General features: G+C 62.7%; 20 protein-coding genes. 10 read left to right on the top strand and 10 right to left on the bottom strand.

Translation table 11 applies throughout. The features are described from left to right. Positions 1-210 precede the first annotated feature (210 nt). The 4 genes from ACSMEV_RS04750 (at position 211) to trxC (ending at position 4,843) form a co-directional block, all read left to right on the top strand. Positions 211-1,002 (top strand): RHS repeat-associated core domain-containing protein, encoded by a 792-nt coding sequence (locus ACSMEV_RS04750; protein ID WP_459207458.1) that lies wholly within the window; start codon positions 211-213, stop codon positions 1,000-1,002. Positions 1,003-1,303: 301 nt separating this feature from the next. Then, positions 1,304-2,764: a protein adenylyltransferase SelO gene (gene selO / locus ACSMEV_RS04745; protein WP_459207457.1), complete on the top strand. Its 1,461-nt coding sequence runs from the start codon at positions 1,304-1,306 to the stop codon at positions 2,762-2,764. A gap of 398 nt (positions 2,765-3,162) precedes the next feature. Beyond that, the gene (locus ACSMEV_RS04740) at positions 3,163-4,185 is read left to right on the top strand and encodes an RHS repeat-associated core domain-containing protein (RefSeq protein ID WP_459207456.1); all 1,023 of its coding nucleotides are present in this window, start codon (positions 3,163-3,165) and stop codon (positions 4,183-4,185) included. A gap of 223 nt (positions 4,186-4,408) precedes the next feature. Next, positions 4,409-4,843 (top strand): thioredoxin TrxC, encoded by a 435-nt coding sequence (gene trxC / locus ACSMEV_RS04735; RefSeq protein WP_459207455.1) that lies wholly within the window; start codon positions 4,409-4,411, stop codon positions 4,841-4,843. A gap of 12 nt (positions 4,844-4,855) precedes the next feature. Here trxC and ACSMEV_RS04730 read toward each other — a convergent pair whose 3' ends face one another. From ACSMEV_RS04730 to ACSMEV_RS04715, 4 genes are all read right to left on the bottom strand, one after another. Then, entirely contained in the window at positions 4,856-5,212 is a 357-nt protein-coding gene (locus ACSMEV_RS04730) for a helix-turn-helix domain-containing protein (protein WP_459207454.1), read from the bottom strand. Beyond that, positions 5,202-5,510: a type II toxin-antitoxin system HigB family toxin gene (locus ACSMEV_RS04725; protein ID WP_459207453.1), complete on the bottom strand. Its 309-nt coding sequence runs from the start codon at positions 5,508-5,510 to the stop codon at positions 5,202-5,204. Before ACSMEV_RS04725 ends, ACSMEV_RS04730 begins: the two co-directional genes overlap by 11 nt. Before the next feature lie 69 nt (positions 5,511-5,579). Next, positions 5,580-6,353, bottom strand: coding sequence for a ParA family protein (locus tag ACSMEV_RS04720; RefSeq protein WP_459207452.1), 774 nt, complete (start codon positions 6,351-6,353; stop codon positions 5,580-5,582). Positions 6,354-6,663: 310 nt separating this feature from the next. Continuing rightward, on the bottom strand, positions 6,664-7,176 hold the full coding sequence (locus tag ACSMEV_RS04715) for a dihydrofolate reductase (protein ID WP_459207451.1): 513 nt from the start codon (positions 7,174-7,176) through the stop codon (positions 6,664-6,666). Positions 7,177-7,231: 55 nt separating this feature from the next. Here ACSMEV_RS04715 and ACSMEV_RS04710 point away from each other — a divergent pair, with 55 nt between their 5' ends. From ACSMEV_RS04710 to ACSMEV_RS04690, 5 genes are all read left to right on the top strand, one after another. Further along, on the top strand, positions 7,232-8,623 hold the full coding sequence (locus ACSMEV_RS04710) for a DUF2868 domain-containing protein (RefSeq protein ID WP_459208290.1): 1,392 nt from the start codon (positions 7,232-7,234) through the stop codon (positions 8,621-8,623). Positions 8,624-8,755: 132 nt separating this feature from the next. Beyond that, positions 8,756-10,120, top strand: coding sequence for a GTPase/DUF3482 domain-containing protein (locus tag ACSMEV_RS04705; protein WP_459207450.1), 1,365 nt, complete (start codon positions 8,756-8,758; stop codon positions 10,118-10,120). A 125-nt stretch (positions 10,121-10,245) separates the two neighbouring features. Continuing rightward, complete coding sequence (fdhD, locus tag ACSMEV_RS04700; RefSeq protein ID WP_459207449.1) at positions 10,246-11,073, top strand: formate dehydrogenase accessory sulfurtransferase FdhD; 828 nt, start codon at positions 10,246-10,248, stop codon at positions 11,071-11,073. 23 nt (positions 11,074-11,096) lie between these two features. Next, positions 11,097-13,424, top strand: a complete 2,328-nt coding sequence (locus ACSMEV_RS04695) for an FdhF/YdeP family oxidoreductase (protein ID WP_459208289.1) — start codon at positions 11,097-11,099, stop codon at positions 13,422-13,424. 380 nt (positions 13,425-13,804) lie between these two features. After that, a complete protein-coding gene (locus ACSMEV_RS04690; protein WP_296269119.1) occupies positions 13,805-14,281 on the top strand; it encodes a glycine zipper domain-containing protein in 477 nt (158 codons plus the stop codon). A gap of 51 nt (positions 14,282-14,332) precedes the next feature. Here the strand turns inward: ACSMEV_RS04690 and ACSMEV_RS04685 are convergent, their stop codons facing one another. The 6 genes from ACSMEV_RS04685 to oscA all read right to left on the bottom strand — a co-directional run bounded on the left by ACSMEV_RS04685 (position 14,333) and on the right by oscA (position 19,114). Next, a complete protein-coding gene (locus ACSMEV_RS04685; RefSeq protein WP_296269120.1) occupies positions 14,333-14,773 on the bottom strand; it encodes an acyl-CoA thioesterase in 441 nt (146 codons plus the stop codon). A gap of 305 nt (positions 14,774-15,078) precedes the next feature. Next, positions 15,079-16,068, bottom strand: a complete 990-nt coding sequence (locus ACSMEV_RS04680) for a sulfate/molybdate ABC transporter ATP-binding protein (protein WP_459207448.1) — start codon at positions 16,066-16,068, stop codon at positions 15,079-15,081. 3 nt (positions 16,069-16,071) lie between these two features. After that, positions 16,072-16,950: a sulfate ABC transporter permease subunit CysW gene (cysW, locus tag ACSMEV_RS04675; protein WP_459207447.1), complete on the bottom strand. Its 879-nt coding sequence runs from the start codon at positions 16,948-16,950 to the stop codon at positions 16,072-16,074. A 13-nt stretch (positions 16,951-16,963) separates the two neighbouring features. Beyond that, positions 16,964-17,782, bottom strand: coding sequence for a sulfate ABC transporter permease subunit CysT (cysT, locus tag ACSMEV_RS04670; protein WP_296269123.1), 819 nt, complete (start codon positions 17,780-17,782; stop codon positions 16,964-16,966). Between the two features lie 85 nt (positions 17,783-17,867). After that, a complete protein-coding gene (locus ACSMEV_RS04665; RefSeq protein WP_459207446.1) occupies positions 17,868-18,875 on the bottom strand; it encodes a sulfate ABC transporter substrate-binding protein in 1,008 nt (335 codons plus the stop codon). Between the two features lie 56 nt (positions 18,876-18,931). Beyond that, entirely contained in the window at positions 18,932-19,114 is a 183-nt protein-coding gene (gene oscA / locus ACSMEV_RS04660; protein WP_296269125.1) for a sulfur starvation response protein OscA, read from the bottom strand. Positions 19,115-19,393: 279 nt separating this feature from the next. Between oscA and ACSMEV_RS04655 the strand changes: the two genes are divergently transcribed. Next, entirely contained in the window at positions 19,394-19,675 is a 282-nt protein-coding gene (locus ACSMEV_RS04655; protein WP_296269126.1) for an addiction module antidote protein, read from the top strand. Positions 19,676-19,736 lie beyond the last annotated feature (61 nt).

Genomic DNA, 19,736 nt, shown 5'->3' with positions numbered 1-19,736 from the left:
GTCGGTATGTCCTGCACAGGACGCTTTGCACGCATATGGGTCAGGCTTCGTCCAGCTCCGGCGTTCCAAAGCAATTAGGTGGGTACATGAAAACTTCCATGCCAGGTGAATCCGGCATCCCACCACAAGCAACTGGCAATTTTGAGAGTTGCAGTCTGACTGGCCACTTGTGAAACTCGACCTTCACCGTTCTTTTCGGAACCCAGGCTCATGCAAGTACGCGCTCACCACAGCCTCGTTTTCACAGCCTATGGCGCCTTTCATCGCGCGTGCCTATACGAACAGCACCTCGCCGCATTCAAAGGATACGCGTGGCATGCTTTGACCCAGACGTATGTCTTGGGTCACGGATACCGACACTACAGCGCTGTCCTGATGCGATTCACCACGGCCGACAGATTGAGCCCTTTTGCACAGGGCGGCTTGAACGCTTATGCTTACTGCAATAATGACCCCATCAACTTTACCGACCCTAGCGGCGCGATGAAGCGCCCTAACATTCTTATCAATAAAAAATCGAAGAATTTGACACTGCGTCGGCTGCCCCGTATTCGGCCAAGACCCACCGCCAGCCCTCGATCGGTTCCACCTGAGCATTCACCCAGGCCAGGAACTAGTGGCCAAAATACGCCTGCCCGTCCTGCGCGCCTATCGCCTAGCCCTTCGCAACCTATGGCGGCAAGCAGTTCCTCTTTGCCAACGCAAACTCAGTCGAACGCATCAGCGCTCATCAAAGCCGCATGGAACGAACTTTCACCCGAAGCGCAGGCGTTTGCGAATATGGCGAAATATGCTCAAGTCCATCACATGTCTCTAGACGACGCGTTTGGCGTTCTCTTTCCCATTCATGCATATCCAGACCCGCAGTCATTGAGGCATCAGGTTGCGCATGAACTTGGCCCCTACAGGAATTTCGTACAGCTCATCAGAGAACCGAAACCCCAACCAGGATCTAGCCAGCTGCCATTTGGCTATTGGATCACAAAGCCCGCCCCCCAGTGATGATATTTAAGTACTGCCCGTTTATACGCAGGCTCGCTGAGGATCGCGTGTGTTTGAAATTACCGACGTTGATGTCCTTGATTCAGTGTGTGGTAGGCCAACCCCTATCTTTTTCGGCGTCGCGTTTCCCGGCGCCATTTCCAGATAACTCGATGCATTCAAATAAGCCATGGACCGTACGTACAGTCAGCAAAAAGAGGAGGGTAACGTGACCTCGACTTGCTATAGCACTCCCTGAGCTCGGTAGACTCCAAGGAACAGCAACGCCAGAATGCCGATTCCGCTACCTAGGAGACGCCGCGTGCACGCGCTTACTGAAATCCACTTCGACACCCGCTTCGCCCGCCTGGGCGATGCGTTCTCGGTCGAAGTGCTGCCCGACCCCATCGCCGACCCGCGCCTAGTGGTGGCCAGCCCCGCCGCCATGGCCCTGCTCGACCTGGACCCGGCGGTCGCCGAACAGCCGCTGTTCGCCGAGCTGTTCAGCGGCCATAAGCTCTGGGAAGGAGCCGAGCCGCGGGCCATGGTGTATTCCGGCCACCAGTTCGGCGGCTACACCCCGCGCCTGGGCGACGGCCGTGGGCTGCTGCTCGGCGAGGTGGTCAACGAGGCTGGCGAGCATTGGGACCTGCACCTCAAGGGCGCCGGGCAGACGCCGTTCTCGCGCATGGGCGACGGCCGCGCGGTGCTGCGTTCCTCGATCCGCGAATTCCTCGGTTCCGAAGCGCTGCATGCGTTGGGCATTCCCAGCAGCCGCGCGCTGTGCGTGATCGGCTCCAGCACCGTGGTCTGGCGCGAAACCCAGGAGCGCGCCGCCATGCTCCTGCGCCTGGCGCAGAGCCATGTGCGCTTCGGCCACTTCGAATATTTCTACTACACCAAGCAGCCGGAGCAGGCGCAGCAGTTGCTCGACTTCGTGCTGGAACACTACTACCCCGACTGCCAGGAGGACTCGCTACCGTACCTGGCGATGTTCCGCAGCATCGTCGAGCGCAACGCCGAGCTGATCGCCCACTGGCAGGCCTACGGCTTTTGCCACGGCGTGATGAACACCGACAACATGTCGATCCTGGGCATCACCTTCGACTTCGGCCCCTTCGCGTTCCTCGACGACTTCGACGCCAACTTCGTCTGCAACCACTCCGACGACCGTGGCCGCTACAGCTACAGCAACCAGGTGCCCATTGCGCACTGGAACCTGAGTGCGCTGGCCCAGGCACTGACACCCTTCATCGAGGTGGAAGCCTTGCAGGAGGCGCTGAGCCTGTTCCTGCCGCTGTACCAGGCCCATTACCTCGACCTGATGCGTCGCCGCCTGGGGCTGACCACGGCCGAAGACGACGACATGGCGCTGGTCGAGCAATTGTTGCAATGCATGCAGCGCGGCGGGGTCGATTACACACTGTTCTTCCGCCACCTGGGCGAGCAGCCGGTGGAAGCGGCCTTGCAGGTGGTACGCGACGAGTTCGTCGACCTGGCGGCGTTCGACCAGTGGGCCGAGGCGTATAGCGCCCGTTGCGCGCGCGAACCGAACAATGCCGAAGGTCGGCGTTACCGTATGCATGCGGTCAACCCGCTCTATATCTTGCGCAACTACCTGGCGCAGCAGGCCATCGAGGCGGCCGAGGCCGGCGACTACAGCGTGGTGCGCGAACTGCACCAGGTGCTCAGTCGCCCCTTCGAGGAGCAGCCCGGAATGCAGGCCTATGCGCAGCGGCCACCGGATTGGGGCAAGCATCTGGAAATCAGTTGTTCGTCGTGAGCAGTCGCTCCTCGCAATCACCGATTGTCTGGCAACGTCGTAGCTACCTTGCCGGGTAAACGCCTGTGCCCTCAGCGCAGCGAACCGTTACAGCTCAAACTTCCTATCCTGAATCTTCGGACCGCTAGCGCAATTTGGACACGCTTTCGTGATGCCCAAGCACGTCGGTACCATCACGGCGATCTCGATCACGTCGTAATCATTACGTCCATCTAAAAAGTAAGCCTCTCAAAAACGCGAAATCCAGACCTAACTATCAGACCCACGGGATACGGATGAACGAATACCATCTTGATCCTATAAAAATAATGGGGTGGGCATGAGCACCAATGCGCATTTCAAATCACCCTTAGCAAACTGTCGAGCGAGAGGCGCGCTAGAGCATCAGCACACAACTGGTGAAACCGCTACTGAGAATTTTGACAGTTGACCCACACACCCCCTTGATTGAAAAATTGGATGAATATCCTGCTTGGGGCACCAAAAACATGCTTATCTTTTATAAAGGTGAAAACCTCGTGAGTCTCATGGGTAACGGTATCGACATCACGTACGTTGCCGTCGACAGAAATACCCTCTGTGTAAAAGAGTCAGGACATCATGCGCTGTACGCCTGCGACAGTCAGCACTCGCCCGTCTCCATACGATCTACCCAATCCAATACAACTCTCAAATTTCAACCGTTCGGGCATGACACCGGACTTTGTACAAAAGGATTCAAAGGGGAACGACGAGATGTTCTGCTGCAGAGTTATCATCTAGGCAATGGATACCGAGTTTACTGTCCTTCTCTGGCGCGTTTTCTTCAGGCAGACAGATTCAGCCCTTTTCTCGAAGGTGGCGTGAACGCTTATGCATTTGCCGGTAACGATCCAGTCAATCACTGGGATCCGACAGGTAGATTCACTCAACCTATCGATTTAATCGTAACGACCGTCAAAAAAATTTTTACCCACACCCTCAAGACACTGATGTGGCCAGTTACAAAGAAGTCCTATCAAGGACGTATTCTCATGGGGGGTGATGATTTTACCGTCTTCAGCCGAAGCGGAGATCCTACAGGCACTGATACGTTGTACATCGATGCGCACGGCAGTCCGGGCGTCATCTACAAAGGGAAACATGCTTTCGATGCAACGACCGTCAATCGGAAAATAAAACGAAAGGGTATTTCTCTAAAAAACAGAAATGTGCATGTACTCGCTTGCCAGTCCGCTGTGCCTGATCCAAAAACAGGCCGGTCATTCATTCAGGATCTGGCGCGCATTACAGGCAAGCAGGTTTCAGGTTACGATGATTCTGTCTGGACTTATTCATTTGCTCCGCACGACAGCGTCTATCACGACCTCATCAAAATTTATGCACCTCCGGGCATGGGTACGTCGTCCAAAACCACGGTATCGGCGATCAGAAAATCGTGACTCCCGAGAGTTTTTCATTTAACCGGCTACGCATCATTATTTCTACTTGCCTGGCATAGATGAGCGGCGGATAGATGTCTACGCTGTCGCAGCGAGGAAACCTGCGTGTGCCGCTGGGCTTCACATGAGGTACCCCAAAAGAGCATTCGAACCAGCTTTTCAGCGGCTTTCACTGTATGTCAATAACGATCGGGGCGTCTCACGCAGCCTCCGGAGACTAAACATGCCAGACCTACTACTGATCCCCTGCCCCCACTGCAACGGCCTGAACCGCCTGCCCGCCGAACGCCTTGCAGACGCGCCCAAATGCGGCCGCTGCAAGCAGTCGGTGCTGCTGGCCACGCCGTTCGACCTGAGCGAGCAGAGCTACTCCAGCCAGATCAAAGGCGACCTGCCGTTGCTGGTCGACGTCTGGGCCGACTGGTGCGGCCCGTGCAAGGCCTTTGCCCCGGTCTTCGCCCAGGCTGCACAGCAACTGCACAGCCGCTGCCGCCTGGCCAAGCTCGACAGCGAAGCCAACCGCACGCTGTCGGCGCAACTGGGCATCCGCTCCATCCCCAGCCTGGTCCTGTTCAGGAACGGCCGCGAAACGGCGCGGCAGGCGGGGGCGTTTCCGTTGCAGGCGTTGATCCAGTGGCTGAGAAGTGAGGGGGTTTAAGCTCATGACCCTCTATACGCCTGCTAACAGAGACTCATAAGGAATTTGCAACCCGTCGTGCAAGCGTCTAATCATGCCCAAGGTGAGTCGCCTCTTGCGATTTAAAACCTCTGAAACTCGCCCACTAGGGCCAATGAAAAGCTCAAGATCGCGAGGTGTAAGGCCCTGCTGATCCATGCAAAACCTGATTGCATCGACTGGATCCGCAGGAGGAATCGGATAATGTTTGGACTCATACACTTCTATGAGCGTGACCAAAACCTCCATTTCATCGGCCTCCGGTGTTCCCGCTTCGGCCTGAAAAATCTGCTCTAGCCGTTCGAAGGCTAGCTGCAGATCAACGTTGTTACGGATAGGCTTAACATTCATTGATTGTCTCCACATCTATTTCGTCATAGCGCTTATGAGTACCGATGAATTTCACCCAAGCAATTCCAGATCGGTATTGCATCTCGACGACAAGACGATATTTATTGCCTGCGATGTTGAAAACCACCCGGTTATTCCCGCAAATGCTGGCGTTTCTCACCTGAGCCTTCAGCTCTTGAGGGGTCGTCCAACTCGCTTTGAGCAGGAGGTCATGCCAGCTTTGTAAGGAAGCGTAAGCATCTTCGTTCCCAGGTATCTGGCAAAATTTCACCAACGTGCTTTTTGCTATGACTCGCATCCATCAAAATCTCCCATCTCGGGAGATACTAGATGTCGCGTGTCTTCCTCGCAAGTGGTTGTGTGCTAATCAGCTGTGCTGCTCCAAAACATCATGCAACTCGACGAACTGCCGGCTCAGCTTGTGCTTGGGATCGAAATGGATCAACGGCTGGTTGGCGTGGTGCGACTCGCGCATCTTCACCGAGCTGGCCAGGTACACCGGTAGCACCGGCAGGCCTTCGCCGAGCAGTTCGTCGAGCATCTGTTGCGGCAGGCTGGCGCGGGCCTGGAACTGGTTGACCACGATGCCTTCGACGACCAGGCCCGAGTTGTGGTCTTCCTTGAGCTCTTCGATTTCCGCCAACAGGCCGTACAGCGCCTGGCGCGAAAAGCTGTCGCAGTCGAAAGGAATGAGCACGCGGTCGGCGGCGATCAGGGCCGAGACGGCGTAGAAGTTCAGGGCGGGCGGGGTGTCGATGTAGATGCGCTCGTAGTCTTCGTCGAGCGCGTCGAGCAGTTTGCGCAGCTTGTTGATCTTGTGTTTGGCCTCGAGCTTGGGTTGCAGGTCGGCCAGTTCCGCGTTGGCGGTGATCAGGTGCAGGTTGCCATAGGGGGTGTGGTAGATGTCCACCTTGTGCTTCTTGGCGGCCGGGCCGCCGGCCAGGCTCTGCTTGAAGAAGTCGGCGATGCCGAGGGGAATGTCGTCGCCGGTCAGGCCCGTGAGGTACTGGGTGGAGTTGGCCTGGGCGTCCAGGTCGATCAACAGGGTCCGATATCCTTCATGGGCACTGACGGCCGCCAGGTTGCAAGCGATGCTGGATTTGCCCACGCCACCTTTTTGATTGAACACCGCGCGCCGCATGGAAAGCCCTCCCTCTGTCAACGAGGGATCGAGTATGTGGCGGGGTTTGTTGCATTACTAGCGTCGGGGCAGCGAAGCGATTTCAGCTCGATACCTCTGGCATACGTTTTTTTCAGCCGATGCCTACAGAAACTACGGCCTGTGGCGAGTCACCGGTTACGGGATACGCCGTTGGCGATCCTGTAACCAATGTTTGCTGAATAGCGGTGTGAATACATCTGGCTGCCGCACGCGCTTAAACGGTAGTGATCGAATACGGTCCCCGCCCTGCATCGGCCAGGTGCGACCGCCGCCGTCTTCACACAGCCACCTAGCGCTTGTCCCACACCTCGAAACGATATCCCGGCCCGTCGCTGGGCTGCGGCGCGCTGGACGTCAGTTGCCAGCGGCTCTCGTCGAACGCCGGGAACCACGCGTCGCCGAGCGGGCTCAGTTCGACCTGGGTCAGGTACATGCGGCTGACCAGCCCCTCCTCCAACGCCTGGGTATAAAGCTGCGCACCGCCAATCAACATCACTTCGTCGACGCCCTGCTCGCGTGCCCACTGCTCGGCGCGCCGCTGCGCCTGCTCCAGCGAGGCGAACACTTCGGCGCCATCGAGTTGCAAACCCGCCTGGCGGCTGACCACCAGGTTGAGCCGCCCCGGCAGCGGTCGGCCGAGCGAATCCCAGGTCTTGCGGCCCATGATGATCGGCTTGCCCAGGGTGGTGGCCTTGAAGTACTTGAAGTCCCCCGGCAGGTGCCAGGGCATGGAATTGTCGATGCCGATGACGCGGTTCTCGGCGAGGGCCGCGATCAGGCTGAGGGGGAGTGGTGTGGTCATGCCGGCGAGGATAGCAAACCCTGCCTGGGTTATGCTTCCACCCCTCAATCGCGCACTGGAAGAGCCTGTGACTGGACTGACCCGATTCGACACGCGCTGGCTCACCGAGGTGGTGCGTCTGCGCGAGGAACACGCCGGCCTGCTGGACGATCAAGCGGCCAACCGCCAGGCCCGCCAGCAAGGCGGCGACCTGGCCCAGCGCATCGAACGCCGCGCCCTGTGGCTGGCCGAGCGCGACGGCATGGTCACGGCGCTGCGCCACTGGAAGCAGGGCGCGCGCCTGGCGCTGCTGGGGTTGATGCTGTTCGCCGTGCTCAGTGGCGCAGGCCTTGCCTTTGCCGCATTAGGCGATGGCATGCGCCCGGTCAACGTGTTCTGGGCGCTGGGCAGCCTGCTGGGGCTGAACCTGCTGATGCTGCTGGGCTGGGCCGTGGGCTCCTGGCTGTCGGGCGAGCACGGCGCGGGGCTTGGCCGCCTGTGGCTGTGGCTCGCCGAGCGCCTGGCGCGCGACGCCCAGGCCGCGCAATTGGCGCCGGCGCTGCTGGTGATGCTGGAGCGGCGGCGCTTGTCGCGCTGGCTGCTCGGGCTGTGGGTGCATGGCCTGTGGCTGCTGGCGATGCTCAGCGCGCTGGGCATGCTGCTGGTCCTGCTGGCCGGGCGACGCTATGGCTTCGTCTGGGAGACGACGCTGCTGGCCGCCGAGCCGTTCATCGAACTGACCCAGACCCTCGGCGCCCTGCCCGCCCTGCTTGGCTTCGGCCTTCCCAGTGAGGCGATGATCCGCGCCAGCGGCGCGACCCAGCCGGCGCTGGAAGTGGCGCGCCAGGCCTGGGCCAGCTGGCTGCTGGGCGTGGTGCTGGTGTACGGCCTGGTGCCGCGCCTGCTGCTGGCGATGCTGTGCCTGTGGCGCTGGCGCCAGGGCCGCGCGCACCTGGGACTGGACCTCGAACTGCCCGCCTACCGCCAGTTGCGCGACGTGCTGATGCCCAGCAGCGAGCGCTTGGGCGTACAGGACCCGGCCCCCGCAGCGCTGCCCCAGGCCGAGTTGTCCACACCCGAGTTGGGCAGCCATGGCGTCCTGCTGGTCGGCCTGGAGCTGGATGACCGACGCGCCTGGCCACCTACGCTGCCCGCCACGGTCAGCGATGCCGGCCTGCTCGACAACCGTGCTTCGCGCAACCACCTGCTCGAGCAGCTCGGGCGGTTTCCGCCCGAGCGCCTGCTGATCGCCTGCGACCCGCAACGCTCGCCCGACCGTGGCAGCCTGGCGCTGCTCGCGGAACTGGCGCGCAATGCAGGCGCCACGCGCATCTGGCTGCTGCCGGCCGTCGCCGGCGAAACCCTGGACGCCACGCGCCTGGGCGACTGGCACGAAGCGCTCGAGCGGCTGGGCCTGGCCCACAGCGAACGCTTGCCGCTCGCCTGGCTGGAGCATGGCCATGACTGAGCGACCGACATCGAGCCCGCCGCAGCGCGGCCTTCCACCTGGCGAAAGCAGGCCCACCACTGTTCTTTCCGGGTTGCGCCGACCTGGGCGCGAACTCGCCGCCGCCGACCATGGCCCCGCAGGAGCCTACCCATGACCGAACCCCTGAAGCTCGCTCTGGTGGGCCATACCAACGTCGGCAAGACCTCGCTGCTGCGCACCCTTACCCGCGACGTGACCTTCGGTGAGGTCTCGCACCGCCCCAGCACCACCCGTCATGTGGAAGGCGCGCGCCTGTCGGTGGACGGCGAGCCCTTGCTGGAGCTGTACGATACGCCTGGCCTGGAAGACGCCATCGCCCTGCTCGAACACCTGGAACGTCTGGAGCGCCCCGGCGAGCGCCTCGACGGCCCAGCGAGGCTGCAACGTTTCCTGCAGGGCAGCGAGGCGCGCCAGCGTTTCGAACAGGAAGCCAAGGTGTTGCGCCAACTGCTGGCCAGCGATGCCGGGCTGTACGTGATCGACGCCCGCGAGCCGGTACTGGCCAAATACCGCGACGAGTTAGAGGTGCTGGCCAGTTGCGGCAAACCCTTGCTACCGGTGCTCAACTTCGTGGCCAGCGAACAACACCGCGAGCCGCAGTGGCGCGAGGCCCTGGCCCGCCTCGGTCTGCACGCCTTGGTACGTTTCGACAGCGTGGCACCGCCGCAGGACGGCGAGCAGCGTCTCTACGACAGCCTGGCCCTGCTGCTGGAAAACGCCCGCCCTGCCTTGCAGCGGCTGGTCGCCGACCAGCAGGCCCAGCGCCTGGCGCGTCAGGCCAACGGCAAGCGGCTGATCGCCGAGCTGCTCATCGACTGTGCGGCGTGCCGGCGCAGCGTGGATAGCGAGCCCGCCGCGCAGGCGGCCGCGACCACCGCCCTGCGCCAGGCGGTGCGCCAGCGCGAGCAGCAGTGCGTCGAAGCCCTGCTGGCGTTGTATGCCTTCCGCCGGGAAGACGCGGCGGCCGACGAAGTGCCGCTGCTGGACGGGCGTTGGCGCGACGACCTGTTCAACCCCGAAACCCTGCGTCAACTGGGCGTGCGTGTAGGCGGCGGCGTCGCCGCGGGTGCCGCTGCCGGTGCTGGCGTCGACCTGCTGATGGGCGGCCTGACCCTGGGCGCCGCTGCCCTGGCCGGCGCCATCGCCGGCGGCGCGTTGCAGACCGCGCGCAGCTACGGCGGGCGGTTGATGGGCAAACTCAAGGGCCAGCGCGAGCTGACCGTGGACGACACCGTGCTACGCCTTCTGGCCTTGCGTCAGCAGCAACTGATGCAAGCCCTCGACAGCCGCGGCCACGCCGCGCAGGGCAGCATCGCGCTATCGGCGCCGGCCGAGCGCACCTGGCGCGAAGGCAAGCTGCCCGCCGCCCTGCACAAGGCTCGCGCCCACCCGCAATGGTCGATCCTCAACCCCAAGCCACGGCTGGACCAGCGCGAGCGCCAGGAACAGATCCGCACGCTGGTGGAGGCTCTTTAGGCAGCGATCTGGACGAGGGGGTGCGACCGATCGACGCGGTCTATCAAGGTATCGAATCTAGCGATTAGACGCTTCCTGCCCATGGGCATAGGCTGGGAAGCCTATCCCCTCGGTGATCCGCCTCGATGAACAGCAAGCCTCCGGTCTGCGCGGCATCCATCTCGCTCACCTTGCCTTCCGCCAGCAACGGCTACGATTACGTCCAGCTCGACGACGGCACCCGCGCCGCCACGCCTCTGGCCGAAGAAGTGGCCCTGGCCATCGCCTATAACGGCCTGAACCAGGCGGTGATGCTGGTCAGCCCCACCGATCTCGACGACTTCGTGGTCGGTTTCAGCATCGGCAGCGGGCTGGTCACCAGTACCGACGACATCTACGACATTAAGCTGTCGGGCACAGGCTCGGCGCTGTATGCCGACGTCGAGATCGCCAGCCGCGCCTTCTGGCAGCTCAAGGACCAACGCCGTCAATTGGCCGGCACCAGCGGCTGTGGCCTATGCGGGGTCGAGGCCCTGGAGCAGGCGCTGCCCGACCTGCACGTACTGCCCGGCGCGCCCTTGCCGCCAGCGGCCTGGCTGGCCGACCTGCGCAAGCGCATCGACGCCTTCCAACCCTTGGGCCAACACTGCGGCGCGGTGCATGCTGCACTGTTCATGGACCGCCACGGCGAGCTGCTGATGGGCCGCGAAGACATCGGTCGGCACAACGCCCTCGACAAGCTGATCGGCGCCCTGCTGCGCCAGCGCCTAGACACCGCCGGCGGCCTTGCCATCGTCACCAGCCGCTGCAGCCTGGAACTGATCCAGAAGGTGCTGCGCGCCGGCATCCAGACCCTGGTCAGCCTTTCGGCGCCCACCGGCCTTGCCCTGCAATGGGCACGCAAGCACAACCTCAACCTGATCCATTTGCCCAAACACAGCGCACCGCGGGTCTACAGCCCCGCGTCGGAGTAGCCATCGTGAACTCGCATCAAAAGATTCCCGACAACGCCCCTGCGTCCAGCCCGCGCTACAAGCCCTACCCCGGCCCTGCCGGCGGTTGGGGCGCGCTGATCAGCGTGACCAAGGCCTGGATCGGCAGCGACAACGCGCTGAAGAACCTGCGCGCGATGCTCAAGACCAACCAGAATGGCGGCTTCGACTGCCCCGGCTGCGCGTGGGGCGATTCGCCCGAGAGCGGCATGGTCAAGTTCTGCGAGAACGGCGCCAAGGCGGTCAACTGGGAAGCCACCAAGCGCCGCGTCGATGCGGCCTTCTTCGCCCGCTACAGCGTCAGCTCGCTGCGCGAGCAGAGCGACTACTGGCTCGAATACCAGGGCCGCCTGACCGAGCCGATGGTCTACGACGCCGGCAGCGACCGCTACAAGCCCATCGACTGGGACGGCGCATTCGCCCTCATCGCCCAGCACCTCAATGCCCTGGAAAGCCCCGACCAGGCCGAGTTCTACACCTCGGGCCGGGCCAGCAACGAGGCGGCATACCTGTACCAGCTGTTCGTGCGCGCCTTCGGCACCAACAACTTCCCCGACTGTTCGAACATGTGCCATGAAGCCAGCGGCGTGGCCTTGGGCCAGAGCGTCGGCGTCGGCAAGGGTACGGTCACCTACGACGATTTCGAGCACTCCGATGCGATCTTCGTCTGGGGCCAGAACCCCGGCACCAACCACCCGCGCATGCTCGACCCGCTGCGCGACGCGGTGAAACGCGGGGCTCAGGTGGTGTGCATCAACCCGCTCAAGGAGCGTGGCCTGGAGCGCTTCCAGCACCCGCAACACATGCTGGAAATGCTCACCAACAGCGACAAGCCGACCAATACCGCCTTCCTGCGCCCGGCCCTGGGCGGCGACATGGCGCTGATGCGCGGCATGGCCAAGTTCACCCTGCAATGGGAGCGCGACGCCCAGGCCAAGGGCGAGCCGGCGGTGTTCGACCACGCCTTCATCGCCGAGCACGGCCACGGCATCGACGAGTACCTGGCAGTGGTCGACGCCACGCCTTGGGCGCACATTCAGGAACAGTCCGGCCTGAGCCTGGAAGACATCGAACTGGCCGCGCGCATGTACTGCAAAGGCAAGCGCGTGATCATGTGCTGGGCCATGGGCATCACCCAGCACCGCCACTCGGTGCCGACCATCCAGGAACTGGTCAACCTGCAGATGCTGCGCGGCAACATCGGCGTACCAGGTGCCGGCCTGTGCCCGGTGCGCGGCCACAGCAACGTGCAGGGCGACCGCACCATGGGCATCAACGAGCGCCCACCGGTGGCGCTGCTCAATGCCATCGAACAGCGCTTCGGCTTCCAGGTGCCGCGCCACAATGGCCACAACGTGGTCGAAGCGATCCAGGCCATGCTCGACGGTCGCGCCAAGGTGTTCATCGCCCTGGGCGGCAACTTCGCCCAGGCCACGCCCGACACCGAGCGCACCGCGCAGGCCCTGCTCAACTGCGACCTGACCGTGCAGATCAGCACCAAGCTCAACCGCAGCCACCTGCTGCACGGCAAGAACGCGTTGATCCTGCCGTGCCTGGGCCGCACCGACATCGACTTGCAGGCCGACGGCCCGCAGGCGGTGACTGTGGAAGACTCGTTCAGCATGGTCCACGCCTCCAACGGCCAGCTCAAGGCACTGTCCAAGCAGATGCGCTCCGAGCCTGCCATCGTCGCCGGCATCGCCGCCGCGACCCTGGGCAAGAAGCCGGTCGACTGGCACTGGCTGGTGGCCGATTACGACCGCATCCGCGAGCTGATCGCCGACACCATTCCGGGCTTCACCGACTTCAACCTGCGCCTGCAAAACCCTGGCGGCTTCTATCTGGGCAACAGCGCCGCGCGCCGAGCCTGGGCGACGACCAACGGCCGCGCCAACTTCAAGGCCAACCTGCTGCCGGACACGCTGATCGACCCACGGGTGCTGGCCAGCGGCCAAGTACCGGACCTGGTGATGCAGTCGATGCGCTCGCACGACCAGTACAACACCACCATCTACGGCATGGACGACCGCTACCGCGGCGTGCGCGGCCAGCGCGACGTGCTGTTCGTCAACGAAGCCGACATCGTCCGCCTGGGCTTCCAGCCGGGGCAGAAGGTCGACATCGTGTCGTTGTGGGGCGACGAGCATGTGCGCCGTGTGCACGGCTTCACCCTACTGGCGTTCGACATTCCAGCGGGACAGGCGGCGGCCTACTACCCGGAGGTGAACCCTCTGGTGCCGCTGGACAGCGTGGGCGACGGCAGCCATACGCCGACTTCGAAATTCGTGGCGATCAAGCTGGAGCGGGCGCGGGACAACGGGCGGATTCTCTGATCGGATAACGTACCGTCGCTGTATGACGAAGCCCCGCATCGCGGGGCCTTTTTCTGCTTGCGACGGAGCCGGGCGACCGCTTTGGCACCTGCTGTGTCGATTGCAGAGGAAGGTTCCAATGGAGCGCCTGCAGGCGAGCCGCGAACCGAAGCGTTGGACGTTACCAGGGGAGCCTTTTGGCCTGGTTGCAAAAAAGCCCCGACCGCAATGGCCAGGGCTTTTCCCCAAGTAGCGTATGACAGCATTTCTCTAACAAAGTTTCATAGCAAAAACAAACACTTAGCTAAATCGTTAGCTTGCGTGCTATTCGTCGGAATTGCATTGCCAAGGGTCGATGCCGGCGGCACATTCGGCCCCGTCATCCCTATGAGACAAGATCGATGAAAAAGTCCTGCGTAATGCTCCTGTTGTCCTTGGGCCTGCTCAGCGGTACCGCCTCAGCTGGCGGAAACACCGAAGCCGGCATCGGCGGCGCACTGGGTGGCGTACTGGGCTCGGTAGTAGGCCAGTCCGTTGGCGGCAGTACGGGCTCGGCCATCGGCGCAGGCCTGGGCGGCGCCGCCGGTAGCGCCGTGGGCGCGGACAAGCGCCAACGCGGCGAAGCCGCCATCGGCGGTGGCCTGGGCGCAGCCGGCGGCAACGTCATCGGCCGCACCGTAGGCGGCAGCACTGGCAGCTTGATCGGCGCAGCGGCAGGCGGCGGCGCGGGCGGTGCACTGGGCAACTACATGGGCAATCGGGCCGACCGCAACGATCGCGAGGCCCGCCGCGGTTACGACGACCGCCGCCACGACCGGGGTCGCCATTATGGCCATCGCAAGCACCATGGCCCCAAGCACCATCGCCATCACCGCTGATCGAAGGCGATTGCCGTACCCATCAGGCCCTGTCCCACGGACGGGGCCTTTTTACAGGGGCTCGGGCAACTGCAGACCCGCCAACAACTGCTGCAACGCCTCAGGCAAGTTGGCCGGCCGGCCACTGGCGCGTTCGACGAACACTTGCACCACCCGCCCTACCGCACAGGGCTCCGGCTCACTTGGGCGGAACAGGCCCAGACGGTACTCCACCGTGCTCCCCGCCAATCGACTCACCCCCAACGCCACTTCCAGCACATCGGGAAAGCCCGGCAGCGCGAAGAAATCCGCCGACGAGCTGACCACGAACGCCGCCAGCGGCCCTTCGCGCAGGTCGAGTTCGGCCTCCTGCAACAGGAAGGCCTGCAAGGCGGTTTCGAAATAGGCATGCACCGAGGCGCCGGACACATGGCCGTGCAGGTCGTGGTCGTGCGGGCGGGTGAGGATCGGATGGGAATGGTTGAAGTGGATGCGCTGCAGGGCAGTGGTCATGATGGCTGTCGTCCGTGGGCGATGAGCCGTCAAGTGAAGCAGAATCCGCAGCGTTGCGAAAACCCCTGCTGACTGAACCTACCCCAAACGCACCAACGCCAGGGCGGTGTGAGCGGCCCCGGCGTTGGTATTCATGGCTGCGGTAACGCTTCAACCGAGTCGACGTCCCGTCGCTGGCGACGACCGGGCGAGCCCCGCACAGGCAACCTCACGTTGGCCGCCCCTGACTTACGCGCTAGCGCAGGTAGCACCTGACCTGCGTTCGACTCGGTAGTCCGCCGCTCGGCACTGGGTGCTCGACCGCCTCAGACGTCCTGCACCTGCTGCCACACCTTGGGCCGGAAGAACAGCGTCTCGCCGCGCGCCAGGCCGGTTAGGCTGTCATGGTCCTTGACCACTTCGGCCTCGATCAGCTCGCTCTGCCCTTCCACCTTCAGCGTGATGCGCGTGGTCGCGCCCAGCGGGCGGATGTCGCGCACCTCTGCGGCATGGTGGCCCTCGGTTTCGTGTCGCGACAGCGACACCTCGTGCGGACGGAACAGCACGTGCTGGCCCTCGCTGAGGCTCAGTCGGTTGGAGTCGCCGAGGAAGTGGTAGACGAAGTCGTTGGCCGGCTTCTCGTACACCTCGCCCGGCGAGCCGATCTGCTCGATCACACCCTTGTTCATCACCACGATGCGGTCGGCCACTTCCATGGCTTCCTCCTGGTCGTGGGTGACGAACACCGAGGTCAGGTTGATGTCCTCGTGCAGCCGCGCCAACCAGCGGCGCAGCTCCTTGCGCACTTTGGCGTCGAGCGCGCCGAACGGCTCGTCGAGCAGCAGCACCTTGGGTTCCACCGCCAGGGCGCGGGCCAGGGCGATGCGCTGGCGCTGCCCCCCGGACAATTGCTCCGGGTAGCGGTCGGCGAGCCAGTCGAGCTGCACCATGCTCAACAGCTCATGCACCTTGGCCTTGATCTGGCTTTCGTTGGGGCGCTCGCCCTTGGGCTTCATGCGCAGGCCGAAGGCGACGTTGTCGAACACGCTCATGTGGCGGAACAGCGCGTAGTGCTGAAACACGAAGCCGACGTTGCGATCGCGCACGTCGTGCCCCGAGACGTCCTCGCCGTGGAACACGATGTTGCCGTCGTCCGGGGTTTCCAGCCCGGCGATGATGCGCAGCAGGGTGGTCTTGCCGCAGCCGGACGGGCCGAGCAGCGCCACCAGCTCGCCGCTGTGGATGTCCAGGTTGATGGCGTTCAAGGCCTGGAAACTGTTGAAACGCTTGCTGACGTTGCGAACTTCGATCGACATGAATTAGTCCTCCGCTGCGTTATGGCGCAGACGGTTAATGCGGGATTCGCTCCACTGCTTGAGCAGCAGGATGAACAGCGCCAGGATCAGCAGCAAGCTGGCAACGCTGAAGGCCGCGACATGGTTGTACTCGTTGTAGAGGATCTCGACGTGCAGCGGCAAGGTGTTGGTCACGCCGCGGATGTGGCCGGACACCACCGACACCGCACCGAACTCGCCCATCGCCCGCGCGGTGCAGAGCACCACACCGTAGATCAGGCCCCATTTGATGTTCGGCAGGGTCACGTGCCAGAACATCTGCCAGCCGTTGGCGCCCAGCAGGCGCGCGGCCTCCTCTTCCTGGGTGCCCTGCTCTTGCATCAGCGGGATCAGCTCACGGGCCACGAACGGCACGGTGACGAAGATGGTCGCCAGCACGATGCCCGGCAGGGCGAAGACGATCTGGATGTCGTGGTCCTGCAGCCACGGCCCGATCAGGCCCTGAGCGCCGAACATCAGCACGTAGACCAGACCGGCGATTACCGGCGACACCGAAAACGGCAGGTCGATCAGCGTGACCAGAATGCTCTTGCCGCGAAAATCGTACTTGCTCACGCACCAGGCGGCGCTCAGGCCGAACACCAGGTTCAGCGGTACGGAGATCGCCACCGCCAGCAAGGTCAGACGCAGAGCAGCCAGGGCGTCGGGCTCGAAGATCGCCTCGAAGAAAGTGCCGAAGCCGTTTTTCAGCGCTTGCGACACCACGATGAACAGTGGCAACAGGAGGAACAGGGCGAACACCAGCCAGGCCGAGACGATGAGCACGCGGCGGGCGGTGGCACTGCCGCGGCGGGCGGCATTGGCGTTGACGGAGGCGCCGTGGCCTAAGGACGAAGCGGACATGGGCAAGCCTCCTTCACGGGGTTTCGATGCGCCGCTGCAACAGGTTGATCAGCAGCAGCAGGATGAAGGAAACCACCAGCATCAGCACGCCGATGGCGGTGGCGCCGGTGTAGTCGTATTGGTCGAGCTTGACCATGATCAGCAGCGGCAGGATCTCGGTCTTCATCGGCATGTTGCCGGCGATGAAGATCACCGAACCGTATTCGCCCACGCCGCGGGCGAAAGCCAGGGCGAAACCGGTCAGCCAGGCTGGCAACAACGCCGGCGCCAGCACGTGGCGGAACACCTGCAAGGGTTTGGCGCCCAGGCAGGCGGCGGCCTCTTCCACTTCACGCGGGATGTCCGCCAGCACGGGCTGCACCGTGCGCACCACGAACGGCAGCGTGACGAAGGTCAGCGCCAGGGTGATGCCCAGCGGGGTGTAGGCGATCTTGAAGCCCAGGTCGGTGGCGAACTGGCCGACCCAGCCGGCCGGCGCATAGAGCGCCGTCAGGGCGATGCCGGCCACCGCAGTGGGCAGGGCGAACGGCAGGTCGATCATCGCATCGATGATCTTACGTCCGGGGAAGGTGTAACGCACCAGCACCCAGGCCAGCAGGGTGCCGATCAGACCGTTGAGGATGGCGGCGAGCAACGCAGTGCCGAAGCTCAGCTTGAGCGCGGCGATGACCCGCGGCGCGGTGACGATGGCCCAGAACTGCTCCCAGGTCAGCTGCGAGGCATGGATGAACATGGCGGCCAGCGGTATCAGCACGATCAGACTGAGGTACACCAAGGTGTAGCCCAGCGTCAGCCCGAAGCCGGGTATGACGGGGGAAATACGTCGCGACATAAAAGTCCCTGGTTGAACGCACCAAGCCCGGGGACGATCCCGGGCCGGTGCAGGCTACTGGAGGGTGTGGGCTTGGATCAGCCGATCACTGCGCCTGGTAGATCTGATCGAACACACCACCGTCGTTGAAGAACTTCGGCTGGGCGGTTTTCCAGCCGCCGAAATCCTTGTCGATGGTCACCAGATCGAGTTTCGGGAACTGCTTGCCGAACTCGGCCGCGACCTTCTCATCACGCGGGCGGTAGAAGTTTTCTGCGGCGATCTTCTGCCCGGCCGGGCTGTACAGGTGCTTGAGGTACTCGGTGGCGATCTCGGTGTTGCCCTTCTTCTCGGCGTTCTTGTCGACCACGGCCACCGGTGGCTCGGCCAGGATCGACAGCGACGGCACGACGATGTCGAACTTGTCGGCGCCGCCATCTTCCTTGAGCGCCAGGAACGCTTCGTTCTCCCAGGCCAGCAGGACATCGCCCTGGCCGTTGTTGACGAAGGTGATGGTCGAGCCGCGGGCGCCGGTGTCCAGCACTGGCACGTGCTTGAACAGCTCCTGTACGTAGGCCTTGGCCTTATCTTCGCTGCCGCCGGTCTTCAGGCCGTAGGCCCAGGCGGCGAGGAAGTTCCAGCGTGCCCCGCCGGAGGTTTTCGGGTTCGGGGTAATGACCGATACGTCTTTCTTGATCAGGTCGCCCCAGTCCTTGATGCCCTTGGGGTTGCCCTTGCGCACCAGGAACACGATGGTCGAGGTGTACGGAGTGCTGGCGTCCGGCAGGCGGGTCTGCCAGTTCTCCGGCAGGGTCTTGCCGAGCTTGGCGACTTCGTCGATGTCGCCGGCCAGGGCCAGGGTCACGACGTCGGCGCGCAGACCGTCGATCACCGCACGGGCCTGTTTGCCCGAGCCGCCGTGGGATTGCTGGATCTTCACCTTGTCGTCCGGGTGGCTCTGCTGCCAGTGCTTGATGAATTCGGCGTTGTATTGCTGGTACAGCTCACGGGTCGGGTCGTATGACACGTTGAGCAGTTCGTAATCCTTGGCGACGGCGGAACCGGCAAACACGGCACTGGCCAGAGCGGCCAGGGCGTAACGGCGGATGGACATGGTGAAGCTCCCGATAGGCATGTTGTGCATGTTGTTTTAGGCAGGGCTACTGGCGATCAGCTCGGTTTGCCGCCGGGCTGTTGCAAACGGAATTTCTCCTTGCGCTCGATCTGTACCACTTGGGCGTTGTGCACGGTGATCTCCACCGCGCCGAAGCGCAGGTTGCGCAACGCGTTCTGAATCTCCCGCAGAAGGGTGGCTTCGTCTTGTCCGTCGATGCTGCGCAGATTGGCACTCATGCTCGTTCTCCAGTCGTGAATGCCGGGCAGTGTCGTAGGGAAATGTCGCCTGGCGTGGGGGCTATAGTAATGAGCGGGATTTATTCTTAAAAATACTGTTTAAGAATTTTTATATAACCGTTCTGTTGGCTCCCAGATTTGTTCGCTGCGCCTGCCATGGTCAGTGAGATTTTCCAGTCGAAACATTTCAGTCCCTAGCGACTGCTTGTAACGAGATCGACGCCTGGCTGAAAAGCCAGCAAAATCCGTCCTCGACGAGATCGAGAAGGAAGGCGGTAAATGAATGATTTGAAGGTTTTCGAAGCTTCCGACTACTTGAACAACGATGCCGAGATCGCCGAATTTTTAAGCATTTCGCTGGAAGATCCCAACCCTGATGTTTTTCTCCGCGCGTTGCAGGAAGTTGCCAAGGTACGGGGAATGACCCAGTTGGCACGCGATTCGGGTCTTAACCGCGAGTCGCTCTACAAAGCCCTCGGCCCCGGCGCAAAGCCGAGGTACGACACAGTGCTCAGAGTGGTGAATGCTTTGGGCGTGAAGCTGACTGCCCAGCATCTTTAAAGAAGGAGCCAGGCGGCTCCTTCTTTTTTCTTCCAGTTCTATCTACCGTCTCGCGGGTCAT

This window comes from Pseudomonas sp. MLB6B (assembly GCF_054508135.1).
The sequence above is the reverse complement of the archived record's forward strand: the minus strand, read 5'-3'. Positions and strand labels throughout refer to the sequence as shown.